The 14,274-nt window shown below is 44.1% G+C and carries 16 protein-coding genes; 1 reads left to right on the top strand and 15 read right to left on the bottom strand.

The features are described 5' to 3' along the window. Positions 1 to 3: 3 nt before the first annotated feature. The 15 genes from NSU15_RS02555 to NSU15_RS02485 all read right to left on the bottom strand — a co-directional run bounded on the left by NSU15_RS02555 (position 4) and on the right by NSU15_RS02485 (position 12,760). Positions 4 to 750, bottom strand: coding sequence for a CPBP family intramembrane glutamic endopeptidase (locus NSU15_RS02555; protein WP_339289009.1), 747 nt, complete (start codon positions 748 to 750; stop codon positions 4 to 6). 233 nt (positions 751 to 983) lie between these two features. After that, a complete protein-coding gene (locus NSU15_RS02550; protein WP_042123819.1) occupies positions 984 to 1,175 on the bottom strand; it encodes a hypothetical protein in 192 nt (63 codons plus the stop codon). A 33-nt stretch (positions 1,176 to 1,208) separates the two neighbouring features. Beyond that, positions 1,209 to 2,498, bottom strand: a complete 1,290-nt coding sequence (locus NSU15_RS02545; protein ID WP_339289007.1) for an ABC transporter permease — start codon at positions 2,496 to 2,498, stop codon at positions 1,209 to 1,211. Further along, positions 2,491 to 3,393, bottom strand: a complete 903-nt coding sequence (locus tag NSU15_RS02540) for an ATP-binding cassette domain-containing protein (RefSeq protein WP_042123817.1) — start codon at positions 3,391 to 3,393, stop codon at positions 2,491 to 2,493. The genes NSU15_RS02545 and NSU15_RS02540 overlap by 8 nt, the downstream gene beginning before the upstream one ends. A gap of 4 nt (positions 3,394 to 3,397) precedes the next feature. After that, a complete protein-coding gene (locus tag NSU15_RS02535; protein WP_339289005.1) occupies positions 3,398 to 4,318 on the bottom strand; it encodes an ABC transporter ATP-binding protein in 921 nt (306 codons plus the stop codon). 28 nt (positions 4,319 to 4,346) lie between these two features. Further along, entirely contained in the window at positions 4,347 to 4,742 is a 396-nt protein-coding gene (locus NSU15_RS02530; protein ID WP_042123815.1) for a GntR family transcriptional regulator, read from the bottom strand. A 60-nt stretch (positions 4,743 to 4,802) separates the two neighbouring features. Further along, on the bottom strand, positions 4,803 to 5,531 hold the full coding sequence (locus NSU15_RS02525) for a hypothetical protein (RefSeq protein ID WP_042123814.1): 729 nt from the start codon (positions 5,529 to 5,531) through the stop codon (positions 4,803 to 4,805). 780 nt (positions 5,532 to 6,311) lie between these two features. Further along, positions 6,312 to 6,497: a hypothetical protein gene (locus NSU15_RS02520; protein WP_339289004.1), complete on the bottom strand. Its 186-nt coding sequence runs from the start codon at positions 6,495 to 6,497 to the stop codon at positions 6,312 to 6,314. A gap of 204 nt (positions 6,498 to 6,701) precedes the next feature. After that, the gene (locus tag NSU15_RS02515; protein ID WP_042123812.1) at positions 6,702 to 7,166 is read right to left on the bottom strand and encodes a DUF420 domain-containing protein; all 465 of its coding nucleotides are present in this window, start codon (positions 7,164 to 7,166) and stop codon (positions 6,702 to 6,704) included. Between the two features lie 26 nt (positions 7,167 to 7,192). Continuing rightward, entirely contained in the window at positions 7,193 to 8,113 is a 921-nt protein-coding gene (gene ctaG, locus NSU15_RS02510; protein ID WP_042123810.1) for a cytochrome c oxidase assembly factor CtaG, read from the bottom strand. A gap of 79 nt (positions 8,114 to 8,192) precedes the next feature. Next, positions 8,193 to 8,519: a cytochrome C oxidase subunit IV family protein gene (locus NSU15_RS02505; protein WP_042123808.1), complete on the bottom strand. Its 327-nt coding sequence runs from the start codon at positions 8,517 to 8,519 to the stop codon at positions 8,193 to 8,195. A gap of 5 nt (positions 8,520 to 8,524) precedes the next feature. After that, positions 8,525 to 9,151: a cytochrome (ubi)quinol oxidase subunit III gene (locus tag NSU15_RS02500; protein ID WP_042123806.1), complete on the bottom strand. Its 627-nt coding sequence runs from the start codon at positions 9,149 to 9,151 to the stop codon at positions 8,525 to 8,527. Beyond that, complete coding sequence (gene ctaD, locus NSU15_RS02495; RefSeq protein ID WP_042131812.1) at positions 9,148 to 10,995, bottom strand: cytochrome c oxidase subunit I; 1,848 nt, start codon at positions 10,993 to 10,995, stop codon at positions 9,148 to 9,150. The genes NSU15_RS02500 and ctaD overlap by 4 nt, the downstream gene beginning before the upstream one ends. A 127-nt stretch (positions 10,996 to 11,122) precedes the next feature. Then, the gene (gene coxB, locus NSU15_RS02490) at positions 11,123 to 12,169 is read right to left on the bottom strand and encodes a cytochrome c oxidase subunit II (protein WP_042123804.1); all 1,047 of its coding nucleotides are present in this window, start codon (positions 12,167 to 12,169) and stop codon (positions 11,123 to 11,125) included. Between the two features lie 402 nt (positions 12,170 to 12,571). After that, positions 12,572 to 12,760 carry a hypothetical protein gene (locus NSU15_RS02485; RefSeq protein WP_042123803.1) on the bottom strand — a complete coding sequence of 63 codons (189 nt, stop codon included), beginning with the start codon at positions 12,758 to 12,760 and terminating at the stop codon, positions 12,572 to 12,574. A gap of 469 nt (positions 12,761 to 13,229) precedes the next feature. Between NSU15_RS02485 and NSU15_RS02480 the strand changes: the two genes are divergently transcribed. Beyond that, positions 13,230 to 14,246, top strand: coding sequence for a serine hydrolase (locus NSU15_RS02480; protein WP_042123801.1), 1,017 nt, complete (start codon positions 13,230 to 13,232; stop codon positions 14,244 to 14,246). Positions 14,247 to 14,274 lie beyond the last annotated feature (28 nt).

Here is a 14,274-nt window from a genome sequence, read left to right as displayed (position 1 = left end):
GAGTTACTTTATATATAATTGAATATAATCTATGAGGGTATGACTAATGATTGGGACAAGGATATTATTATTTCGAGTATAAAGATAGACAAAATATATATGCATAACCATCAATTGAATCATATACACCCAATTAGTAATTAAATAATCCATAAAGGTCATATTAACCATACTCATTTGAAAAGGAATATGCATCAACGCAAATAATAATCCAACCACTACAATGGCAAGATATTTATTCTTAATCAAGCCTGTAATTCGAGTCTGGATATAACCTCTGAACATTAATTCTTCAGGCAGTGCAGTGAAAATGAAGAGTATTAAGAACTCTACCCACAGATTTGCTCCTTCCAATTGAATTTCTTTCTTATGTAGAATGAAGTCTAGAATAATTTGATAGGTAAAAGGAATGGCCCCAACAATACCTAGAAGAATAGATATTGCAGTATTAGAAGTAGTTAATCCAATGCTCTGCAGGTTCTCCTTCTTTGACCTCAATAAGAATAGCAATGGCGCTAATTCAAGAATGAAAATAGGACTATAGATGGCTAATTTAAATAAATGTTCATTTGAATAATAAAGCCTTGCTCGTTCTAAAAAATCGGTTTTATACATCAATAGACCAAATAAATAAATGATTAAGGCATTATAAACAAAAAAGATCAAAGCATAATAACCAGCTTTTTCATCGCCGCTATCCGCCCTATAATTGTAGAATTCCACCTTAGTGAAATACCTCATCCTGCTCATTGAACCTCTCCCCTATATGCTTTCTCTAATAATCACGTTATTGCTCATTTAAATAAGAAGTTTTTTAAGAGACTAATCTTAGCTTATATCACCAATTCCTTTTTTGTACTTTTTTTCACTAAAATTACACAAATACCGAACTGAATTTTGCTAACGCGATCATTTTGCTTTTCACTCTTTTCGAGCATATAAAAAAGCCACGGCCTCTGCCGTGGCTTCCTTATTTCCTACTATTACGCTTTACTCTTACGTGCCTTACCGTACATCCACAATCCCGCAATCATCCCCACCATGGCAATACCAGTCAATACACCCTGAGTGAAATCCATCAAAGCGGACCCATTGGTCGAGAGCATTCTACTAACCGTAGCCAGAGATACCGAACTCATTAAAAGCATCATATTGTATTGTTCACTTTTAGTCATGATTACCACTCCTTAAAAGTTATATGAAGCCACTTAGATCTTGTAAGCCTTCATCGCTTTTCTGATCTCTTTAATACTTGGACGTTTACCGTACATCAATACGCCTGTGCGATAGATCTTGGCAGCCAACCATCCAAAGATGAACGTGGTAACAAGCAAGATGGCTAATGATACAATAACTTGCCAGATCGCTACTTCACCAACACCAATTCGGAGCAGCATGGTCAATGGAGAGGTGAAGGGCACATAACTCGCTACCTTAACCAGCAGAGTATCCGCATTGGAGATACTAAACAGCGGAACATAGAATGCTACGAAGCCTAACATCATAATCGGCATAACCGCTTGGCCAAGATCCTCTGTACGGCTGACAATCGAACCTACAGCTGCATACATCAAGGCATAGAGGAAATAACCTAGTACATAAAGAACAATTCCATAAAGCAACAAGTTAATATTAAGCTGGCCTAAATCCAGATCTAAATCTTTCAAAATCGTTGCATTATGCGGAAGCTTAAGATTGACAACTACCGCTGCGATAATGACGCCAATCTGTAATAATCCTACTAAGAAGACACCGATAACTTTACCGAACATTTGCGCTAAAGGTGAGGCACTTGTAATCAGAATCTCCATGATCCGTGAGCTCTTCTCTGAAGTAATCTCAGCCGCGATCATATTACCGGTCATCATGATAGACATGAAGAACAGCATAAGCATGGCGTATACAATGACGTAATTAATAGCTGGAGCGGATTCCCGCGACGCATCCTTATCTCCCGCAGTCCCATCAGGGTTGAGCTGCTGAGTAGCGATCTGTACCGGTGTTGACATAGCAGCAATCTGCTCCTGCGTCAGCTTGTCGCCAACGACGAACTGGGTGTTGGCCTGCTGAAGGGCATTTTGGAGATAGATTTGTACATCGCCCTTCAATTCACCATTTTCACTATAATAAGTAACGGGTGGAAGTCCTTCACCAGTCGGTTCTGCAAAAGTAACATACCCTTCTATAGTCCCTTCATCTAAAGCTTTCTTTAGCTCCGCATCATCGGCAGAAGTGTATTGCACAACTTTTGCCTGCGGCATTCCCTCAGGTGAAGTATAGGCCTTCAACAACTCTGCCGCCTGATTTCCTTCTTCCGCGATCACAGCAATTTGAGTCTCTGCGTTTGTTGTAGAATCACCCTTAAACTGATCGATGATGTACGGAAGATTCATCCCAATACTAAGCAGCAACACTAGAATTAACGTAGTAATCATGAATGATTTCGTTCTTACTTTATTTTTAAAGGTAAAGCCAATAATTGTCCCCATCTTATTCATGAGATTCACCCACCGCTCTGATAAAGATTTGATTTAACGTTGGTTCCTTAATTTCAAAATGCTCCACTTCACCCTGCGCCATCGCCTGCTGTAGGATACGTTGTGCTGCGCCGATCTCACTGATTGACAACAGATAACCTCGCTCCTGTCGCTGTACCGCTGTTACACCTGCAATTGATTCTAAACCGGTCACTTCGTTATCCGTACGCAACAATACTTGTTCACGAGGATACCCACTCTTAATCGTACGAATATCGCCCTGCACGACAGTATTGGAACGATCCAAAATCGTAATATTACGGCAAAGCTCTTCAACATGCTCCATCCGGTGCGTAGAGAATAAGATACTCGTTCCTTGATCACGCAATTCTTTTACCGTATCTTTCAGTAGTTCCACGTTAACAGGGTCCAAACCACTGAAGGCTTCATCAAGGATGAGAATTTGCGGCTTATGAACAACTGCGGCGATAAAGCCCATTTTCTGCTGATTCCCTTTGGAGAGCTCTTCAATCTTCTTATTGTAATAATCCGGAACCTCAAACCGATCGAGCCAGTAGCGAAGGCTCTTATCCGCATCACTAGCCGACATCCCGCGAAGACGTGCCAAGTAGACGATTTGATCGCTTACCTTTACCTTTGGATATAATCCTCTTTCTTCGGGTAGATAGCCCATGATTTGCTGAAGTTCGCTGTTATACGGCTTTCCATTATACAAAATATTCCCGCCATCAGGGTAAATTAGGCCAAGCACCATGCGCATTGTGGTTGTTTTTCCTGCACCGTTTGCCCCCAGTAATCCGTAAATTTCCCCCTTGCCTACCGTTAGGTTAATTCCGTTTACAGCGGTTTTTTCTCCATATTGCTTCATTACACTTTCCAGCTTTAAGGCTTCCATTTCTCTAGTCCCCTCTCTTGTGATCAATTAGGATAGGACGGTGTCCCTGTGTCCATAAGCCTAATATTTCGTCCAATTCCAAACTGCGACTCTTGATAACCTTTACGCCCAAGTCCTGAATGCGTTTCTCGTTCTTAGAAAATTGTTCTATGATAAAAGAAGCTACACCCGGTGTATCCATGGTAAAGTTTATGCCACCCGGTAATTCCGCTGACAACTCAGCAAGCTCCTCTTCATCTGCAACATTTACCCACACCTCGGTCCAAGCACCGAATAGACTGTCTTTTTCGGCCATACCCAGCAGTTCACCCCTATGCATAAGCACGATATAATCTGCCAGCCGCCGTACCTCTTCCACAATGTGTGTAGAGATAATCATCGTTGCATTAGTCTCTTCCATATACTTACGAAGCGTCTCCATCATAATCTTCCAGGCAAAAGGATCAAGTCCAGAAGAGGGTTCATCCAGTAACAACAGACGTGGACGTGACGCAAGAGCTGCAGCAATTTCAAATTTCCGACGCTCACCCTTAGACATCTTCGAAAGTTTCATATGATACGGGACTTCAAATCGATCCATCAGCTCCTGAAAAAACGACTCATCCCAGTTCGGATACCAATGCTTTCGAAATCGGGCCGCTTGTTCCGCATTCCAGTGATTTTCTTCCGAAATCGAATTCTCAGGAACGTATGCAATAGACTGTCGAAGCTCTAATGGCAGCTCGCTATCGTACTTATTTTCAAACCAATAAATATCGCCTTCCTCTGGGTTCTTCAGCTGGAGCAGTAGATTCAGTAGCGTACTTTTGCCAGATCCATTCTGACCTACCAAAGCTGTAATATAACCTTGAGGCAGATTCAGGTTTAGCGGTCCAATTGTCTTGCTACGCCGCTGTTTGCGTACATTCCGCAATTCTATCGCCATCTGTACCATGTGAGTTAGCGCCCGCCTTTCATTCCTGTTCCCTATATTTAAGTTCTACAATTTCCTGAAAAATCTCCTCAAGCTCTTCCTTGCTGCAATGTACCGATTTGCCGATGTCGACTGCGCTCTCGAGGGCTTTGCTGATCGCTTCCCGCTTATATTCCTCCATCGCAGAGGCACCTACATGGGATACAAAGGTACCTGTTCCTTGTCTTGTTCGTAGCAACCCTTCGTTCTCTAGATCCTGATACACGCGTCGTACCGTAATCACACTACATTTCAGATCTCCAGCGAATTCACGAATGGAGGGTAGCAGCGTTCCTTCTGTAATGACTCCACTAATGATTAATGATCTAAGCTGAGTCTCTATCTGATGGTAGAGGGGTTCAGCACTATTTTCGTTGATTTGTACAGGTATCCACATGTTTACACCTCGCCTTCCACTCTAGCTTGCTAGAGCGCCGTCCTTGCCATTTCACATTGTTCATACGAGATCGCGACTCTTCAGTCGATGGATAGTCCATTTAGAGAATAATTGCACAGATATTGTACCTAGAAGAAGCGTCCCCCACATGATCGGAGATAGCAGCCCCCACTCCTTGGAAACGGAGATGCTATACAAGAATAGGTTGCCTCCCCCTAGCAAAACCAGGAACGATATTCCCCAAGATATCACTACGATTAGCACGGTTAGCCCTAGATAAGCTTTACCGCTAAATAGATATTCAATGAAAATATACAGTCCTGAAACAATGAGTCCGACACCGATCCAAGTTATAGCAAAAGCAATAAACGCGGGTAATGCCATCTCCTTGCGGTAATTCTCACCGAGCATATAGACAATTCCAAAGAACAATACACCATTAACAGTAAAGGAGCCTATTGCCTGAAACTTTCTACGAGTTAATACCACATTCAGAGGAATCGGTAAAGATCGTAAGTAAGCCAGCATTCTCGTGTAGGAGTCTTCACTCCAATATTTCATAGAACGTCGGGAGAATGTGACTCCGAGTAACGGCATTAATGAGAGAAGTAAAAAATCCGCTATCATTGTCCGATCTTGATCAGCTAATACGTCATTTGTTACCAAACTAGTCATCCCTGCCAGATAACCCATAAAAATAATTGTAGTTAGGAACGTTCCTAATACTTTTAATTTGTCTCCTCGAAAATCAGAGCACACAATAAACCACGAATCCTTTATTGTTCTCATTAATGCTAACCTCGCTTTACAATGTCTTCAGCGTCTTGCAGAAGCAGGTGTTCATATCCCTGTGCTTACTGTATATATCTATATACACAGTATATGCCCTTAATTTACCATTGTCAATCCTTTAAACGGAAAATATTCAAGGGCATTAGGAGGTTTAATTTTCCAGGTCTTTGGAGGTGGCTCTGCATGTGAGTTACTGAATCATTATTGGGATTAACTAATCAGAGGATTAAATGGTGGGGATGCCGAGGTAGTATGAGAGCGAAGCCACAATGGCGATTCTCATTGTGGCTTCGCTAATGTGCGGTATGTGTAGGGTGCGGGAGGCTGAGCGTATATCGCTCAATGTGTTGCGAAGGCTCGGTGGGTACTATGGCTGGATGGAATGCAAATGCTCGGTGGATGTGAATGCTCAATTGAGTGCTACTGCTGGATGGATGCTGATGCTCGGTGGATGTGAATGCTCAATTGGGTGCTACTGCTGGATGGAAGCGAAGGCTCGTTGGGTACTACTGAGGTATGACATCATATGAAGTAGAATCAACAATTAAGGAAAATCTCCCTCAAATTTCTTTGATTTAGCCTGAAATCAACGTTTTTAGGGAAATCCTCCCTAAAAATCAGCCATTTCTGCGTTTTAGCGCTAAAATAGTTAAAAAACAGGGAGGAATTCCCTAATTATCGTTATTCGAACACAAAGCTCATCTTTTTCAGGGAGGTTTTCCCTAAAAGTAAGCAAATAGATTACTTTCTAAGTACTTTTCTTCTCGCTTTTCCTTCTCAACTCTCCAGACTCGATTTGCTTGCCTTTCTACCAGTTCCATCTCTTCCAGACTCCATTCGCTCGCATTTCCTACCAAGTTCCATACTCCACTCCACCGACTCTTTTAACTGGTGCCATCCTCCACTTTTCGATTCTCCCCACAGTGCCGCTCCAAGCACTAATCCAATCACGAGTGGTTTCACAATACAATTTTACGACCAGACAAAGGTATCCCAATTCCAGTAACAAAAATAAGCCCGTCATCCACTATCCCTATTAAGGGAAACGCAGATACACAGGCTTATTCATTCCTATTCACACAAATCAGATACAATTCGCATGACATATTCACACGCATATTCACATGCTCTATTCACACTACCAATTTACCTTTTCACGCAACTAACCTACGCGCCTAAAATAACTTCCCACACCGGCTTAGTGTGTCCGCCTGGATACAGAACATAAAGCAGCACATACACCATAACGCCAGTAATCGCAGTAATGAACCAAATGATAGATGTCACTCTGCCCCACTTACGGTGCTTGGAGTACTTCGCCTTAAATCCAAGAGTTAACGTAGTAAGTCCGAATACCGCTGCTACTGTTGCCAGCACGATATGGAAGATCAGAAACACTTGATAAATCGTCTGCAGTTCATCGGGTCCGCCCCATGAGGTGTTTCCCACGAACAACGTTCTAGATACGTAAACAATAAAAAACAGGAGCGCGGCGATTGCGGCAGCAATCATCGTCTTCTTGTGCGCCTCGCGTTTGCCCTTAATGATGAGCCACCAGCCAATAGCTACGAGCACCGCACTGAGTACGATGAACGATGTGCTAATAGTTGGAAACACCGTAAAAATATCCATGATTCTCCTCCTTGGCAGTCTACCAGTTATGCACGGGTCAAGGTACTCTCCTCAAGTGCAGAGGAGGGCGTCGAAAACTCATCGTCGTCTTGTCCGTTCTCTTTTTTATACCAATGATAGAACACATAAGCAAGCATAGAGGCAAAAATAAATTCCTGAATGAACTTCATCGCAATGCCTCCCACCTGCTGATCCACCTTTGGTGACAATAACTCAAAGAACGCAGGACCTCCAAAATTCTGTAGTAAGGCAGAAGGATCACCCGATATGCAATAGCCCATAGCAAGTGCCCAAGTCTCTGGATCACTGTAAGTGGCATAGAGCGGTTGATCTGCAAAAATAATCAGTCCGCATGCCGGGGTCAGCAATACCATATTTAGAAAAATAAACCCAATCTTGCCCAATCCACTCGCCATTCGGCGCTCCGGTAGCGGATTGATCAGCGTCCACCACATTAAGGCGGCTGTTAGGAACAAAACAATATAGTAGATCCGGTGAACGGTAAAATGCAGCATCACATAATCATGGATAACAGGAATATGGTACAAGGAAAATAGTCCGTTAAACATTAGAGCAGCTACCACCGGTCGAGCTAAAAAAGACAGCCTACGAAATGGGTTTACTTTCAGTATCCTCCGCCAGATAAAATCTGGAATCCCCAGCATAATCAGCGGCACCGCCACCAGATATGACAAGGCCATACTAACCATGTGGAAGGAAAACATTATATGCCCTAATAGACTAACGGGGCCCCCTTGTGCCAGATAAAGCGCAAGCATTCCGCACACAAATAGCGCTCTCCGCCAGAATGGAACCGGAGCTGCATCGGCATAACGTCCGGCAATCGGACCAATCCAAACGAAATATCCCGCCGTCAGCAGCAGCATAACCGCCAGAAAAAGCGGGCTCCATAGTTCAGCAAAGCTAAAGTATTGTAATCCCAGCATAACCCTAACCCCCTAACGCAGGATCTATTAGAACATCAAAAAGAGGGGGCATCTCAGCCCACCTCTTCTTTATTGTCCGTTAATTCCACCAAACCCAATACAGCGACATGATAATACAGGTACCAGCGATAAAGAAACCACCCAGCATAAAGATAATTGGCATTAGATGTCCTTTATCCTTCAGGTGCATCCAGAAACCCATCTGTACAATGACCTGAATGACTGCCATTACCAGTAGAAGAATAACTGCAAAGGTGGCATTCACCCCTCCAGCCGCAACAGCGGCGAAAGCAATTAAGGTCAAGACAATGGACAATATAAAGACAACAATATGCCTCTGTGGTCCTTCATGCCGATGACGATGCTTATACCCGCCGTTCTCTGGCACATGCTGATCTGTCGTCATAGTGTCTAGCCCACCTTTCCAAGTAGGTATACAACCGTAAAGATGAAGACCCATACCACATCAATAAAATGCCAGTACATAGCTGACACATATATCTTCGGTGCAGTAACTACGGTTAATCCTTTACGCATAAGTTGCCCAATCAGGATGGAGATCCATGCAATCCCGAAGGCTACGTGCGCACCGTGAAAGCCTACTAGTGTATAGAATGCCGAACTAAATGCACTTGTAGTCATTCCGAATTCTTCGTGTCTTACATATTGAGTAAACTCATAGATCTCTAGAATTAGGAAGCTTAGCCCTAAGGCTACAGTCACCAAAAGCCAGTTACGAAGCACTGCCGGACGGTTTCTATGCATCGCCTGGATAGCGAATACACTGGTCAGACTGCTTGCCAGGAGAAGGAATGTTGCAGCAGCTACAAGCGGCAGGTGAAACAGCTCATTCGCTGAAGGTCCCTCATTCGTTTGGTTGCGCAGTGCAAGAAACGTAGCGAACAACGTGCCGAACAGCACCGCTTCTCCGCCGAGAAATAACCAAAAAGCAAGTACCTTGTTTCGGCCTTCGAGCGTAGCTTTTTCCGGCTCGTGCGGAAGGGTGTCCTTAGAAGCTTCTGCATGTGCCGTTGTCATGTCCGCTCACTTCCTTCCAGCTCTTCGGGTTCAATATGCCATCCGTGATCATCATACAGTGAACGTATCAGCATAGATCCAAATGTAATAATAAGACCAATCGCAGTAACGATATAATTATTAAATAAAAAGCTCATAAAGGCGTTGCCGAAGTCATCCCGGCTAAACATAAAGCCAAGTCCAGCGATGAATATCCCAACAGACATAGTAAACGGCAATATGGTTGCAGACGGCATATGGATCGAGCCTACCGGTTCTGCTGGAGTCATACCTTTATTTCCTGCCATTTTTTCTTTCCAGAATGCATCAATACCACGGATAAGCGGCGTTTGCTTGAAGTTATATTCCGGCGGTGGCGAAGGAATCGTCCATTCCAGTGTACGTCCATCCTCCCACGGATCATCCGCTGCATCTGCTGGCTTTCTTGAAGTTATGAAGCAATTCACTAAGAAAATAATCGTACCGACTCCCATCAGCCCAGCACCGATTGTACTGACTAAATTCAGCAAATCAAATTGCTGATTCGGCAAATAAGTGAATACGCGGCGCTGCATCCCCATAAGTCCAAGGAAATGCTGTACAAAGAAGGTCAGATGGAATCCGATGATAAATGTCCAGAAGGTCCATTTGCCCAGCTTCTCACTTAGCATCTTACCGAACATCTTCGGCCACCAATAATGCAGACCTGCAAACAAGCCAAGCACCAAGCCGCCGACAATAACATAGTGGAAATGCGCTACAACAAAATACGTGTCATGGAACTGAAAGTCAGCAGGCGCCGATGCCAGCATGACACCAGTTACACCACCCATTGTAAAGGTAGGAATGAATCCTGCCGCGAACAGGTTCGGTGTCGTGAAACGCACTTGCCCGCCCCACATCGTGAACAGCCAGTTAAAAATCTTAATTCCGGTCGGAACTGCAATGAGCATCGTCGAAACAGAGAACAACGCGTTGGCTACAGGCCCAAGTCCGGTAGTGAACATATGGTGAGCCCAAACCATGAAGCCCAGGAAGGCAATCAGGATGGTAGCGAACACCATCGAGCTATACCCGAACAGTCGCTTACGCGAAAAAGTCGGGATGACCTCCGATATAATTCCGAAGGCAGGTAGAATGAGGATATATACTTCCGGATGACCAAATATCCAGAAGATATGTTGCCATAGCACCGGATTACCCCCAGCTCCAACCTCGAAGAAATTGGCTCCAAGAATCCGGTCGAATGTCAGCAGTACTAAACCTACTGTAACTGCTGGAAATGCAAACAAAATAATTGCGGAAGTAATAAAAGTAGTCCAAGCAAACATCGGCATCCGCATGTAGGTCATTCCCGGCGCACGCATCGTAATGATCGTGGCTAGAAAGTTAATCCCCCCGATAAGGGTACCTAATCCGGCAATTTGAAGACCGATCGTATAAAAGTCTACACCATGTGTAGTGCTGTATGTACTCGTAGATAGTGGGGTGTAGGAGGTCCATCCGGCATCAGGAGCGCCACCCATTACCCAGCTGAGATTCAGTAGAATTCCGCCGAACAGGAAGGTCCAGAAGCCAAGAGCATTTAGAAAAGGAAAGGCTACGTCACGCGCACCAATCTGTAGCGGTATGACGGCATTCATTAAGGCGAAGATGACTGGCATGACGCCTAGGAAGATCATCGTCGTACCATGCATAGTAATGAGTTCATTAAACGTTTGGGCGTCCAAAAAGTCATTCATTGGTTTGATGAGTTGCCAGCGAATCAGAAGTGCTTCAATCCCGCCGATACCAAAAAATAATCCTCCGGCCCATAGGTACAAAATTGCGATTTTTTTATGATCGACGGTTGTTAGCCAATCCATAAGTCCTGTATGGCGCTTCACACTGTGGCCATGCCCCAGAGGCTTGGATGAATTCAAGGTATGCGCTGCTTGAGCCAAAGTTCGTACCCCCTTTTTCGAAAGTTCCGCCCGCCTTTAGGCTAAGGCATTAGTCCAGCTTATAGTTGGCCAGATACTCAGCAATGCCGTCAATCTCCGCATCACTTAGGCCTAGATCTTTGGGGTTAGGCATCAGATTGCCCGGTTTTACCGATTGTGGATCATGCAGCCATGTTTTGAGATTTTCCTCAATTGGCGCACCATCTTCCCTCGTATCATCGTTTAGCAGGATCCCTGCTATCGACTCCCGAGAACCAATTCCGGTCAAGTTCGGCGCATTATTAATCCCTTGATCACCTACAGCATGGCAAGTCAGACACGCTGCTTTGAATTTCTCAGCTAAAGCAGGATCCTCTGGCAGCACAGCTACAGGTGCTTTCATGGAATCTATCCACTTCTGAAAATCTTGTTCACTAACCGATTTCACCTTAAATTCCATGAATCCATGAGACGGTCCGCATAGCTCCGCACATTTTCCGCGGTAAACGCCTTCATTAGGTGCACTGAAGCTGAAGCGGTTAATCGTTCCGGCTGGGTTAGTATCGATTTTACCGGAAAGGGAAGGGACCCAGAAGGAGTGCAGCACGTCTTTAGTTTCCAGTTCAAAAGCAATGTCCTTGCCTACTGGAATAATTAGATCCTGCGCTGTAGTCACCTTGTAATCGGTATACTCAAACTCCCACCAATATTGGTGGCCGGTTACTTTAACCTTAATCGCATCCTTGTCATTGGCATGATCATCTCCTGCGGCAAATACTGCCTTCACCGTCGGAACTGCCAGTACCACTACGAGGATAAGCGGAATGACCGTCCAGAGAATCTCAAGCTTGATGCTACCCTCAACCTGCTCAGGGATTTCATTCTGACCCGGCTTTCGACGGAAACGGATCAGTACATAAGCTGCAATCGTAAAGACAATCAGCAACACGACGATCATAATACTGATCGACAGCTCCATTAATCCATAAGACATTTCCGCCTGAGGCCCCTGTGGTCTGAGCACTGACAAGTCCTCACGGCCGCACCCGGCAAGAAAGAGACCAAACATAGCGGTCATGGGAAGGAGTCGCTTTACAGCCTGCCACGTTTTCATCATTGATCTACCCCGCTTTTCCCGATTTCGTAGGTTCCTGTTTTTTTCTGTCAATTATAACAATCACTATTAATATAAGTTTAAGGGAAAGTTTTGTCAATCGTTCACAACTAGTTCACATTGTAATTTTCGACATAATAATCCCTTGTCCCGCCTGCATTTATGCGTTTTTTTTGAAAACGCAATCAAATAAAAAATGATCGTTAAAGCGCATTCATTGTGAAATGTGTCTATTAATTCATTTGACTATTTTATGAGAGACAATATTTGTTATTCATAAATGTACATACAAAAAAAACCGATTCCTGCAACAAACGTTGCTCGGGCACGGTTTATAAGAATCCTCGTGGATGTTATTACTCAAAATGATGTCAAAAGTAAGTAAGTGACACTCGTATCTGTTAGCTAGGAGACGGATGAATTCATCTTTACCAGCTCATGCTCCACGACCATGGTCAGTTCTTCTTCATAGCCTCCGGTAATCCGATATTTTCGGACGTACTCCTTTACGAATTTCTTGGGATCTTTGGGCCGGAAAATGCGTGTCATTTCCCGTAAACTTTCCTTGACTTCGTTATGACCTTTACTTGCCATGATCAGTTCCCTCCCAAAACATTGAAAATGAATGCTCCGTTGTAGAGAATGCATGATGAAAAGTACGCCGTAACCTCGAATGCAAGTGAAGTAACCATTACACATACGTGGCTTGCATTATCCGCCAAAACGTAAAATTCAAAGCTTCAAAGCCTTGAGATACTGGTTCGCCGGTGAAGCAGGTTCGTCGTGATTTGGGCTGAGAGTAAGGACGCTTGATGAACGATAGCTCCTTGACACTTTTATTACCCGAAGAGCCACTTACTGAATCACCCCTTTCGGGCCTTATCGTTATATTGTATCATATTCCGGTCCAACTTCCACCTTTCCTTGTAAAATGTGCTAATTGGAAAATTTTTATTTTTTATAATGATCATCGTAAGTCATATTCGTCGTGTCGGGTTAAAATACAATATGCTCTATAGCTGGCCACACCTATTACTTACCACAGCAAGAAAAGGAGAACTCTATGGGCCAAACTACACCATTGCTGACTTCAGCTTATAACATAGTTCCCGCGATGACCATCGCGCTACCAGAGGAAACTGCAACGCGTCGGGAAGGTCTTGAACAGGCTCATTGTGTAATTCAAAAGGAATATCCAAAGATGCATAGTATGCTTATTGCCCGCCACGGTAAGCTAATCTTCGAACGATACTACGGCAACCATCATGCCGGGACATTAAATGATCTTAGATCTGCTACCAAAAGCTTTATCAGCGCAATTACCGGAATTGCTATCGATCGGGGAGATATCCCCGATATCGATATTTCGGTTTCCAAGGTACTACGTAAACATGTTCCATACCTTCACTCCCCTCATTTATCCAAAATCACTCTCCGTCATCTGCTCACCATGACTTCCGGATTTAGCTGGATCACGGGCAAAAAGCTAGGAGAGCCTTTCGTCCGGAATCTCCATCGTAGTCGACGCTGGGGTTCCTTTGCCCTTAGTATGAACATAATTCCGGAACATATCGGTCAATTTCAATACCGTAGTATTGACTCCCATCTGATTTCGATGATTCTTAGTGAAAGTACAGGTCTCGATGCGTTCACCTATGCAGCTGAGCATTTATTTAGCCCTCTCCGAATGACTCACACCGCTTGGTTACCAAGTCCTGAGGGACACAGTATGGGACATATTGGTCTATACTTGAACTCAAGAGATATGACTAAATTCGGAATTTGTTTACTTAATGACGGTGTATATGCAGAGCAGCAGATCATTCCAAATCATTGGTTGCAAGAAGCGCTAACCGCACAGACTACGGGATATCCGGCTTTTGGAGATTATGGATATCAGTTCTGGATGGGTACAATGAGCGGTCAACCCTACAAGCTTGCGCATGGGCATGGCGGACAGCAAATCCTTCTCCTGCCAAAGTTAGATGCGGTTGTGGTCTTTACAGCAGAGAGCAAGACAAACAATTGGAAGAGCCCTCGTAAACTGTTGGAAAAATATATTATACCCTCAATGAGCTAAACATACTTTTTCCTGACAAGTCATAGGC

Source organism: Paenibacillus sp. FSL E2-0201 (assembly GCF_037963325.1).
Classification (GTDB): Bacteria; Bacillota; Bacilli; order Paenibacillales; family Paenibacillaceae; genus Paenibacillus_AQ.
This window is presented reverse-complemented; position numbering and strand designations above follow the sequence as displayed.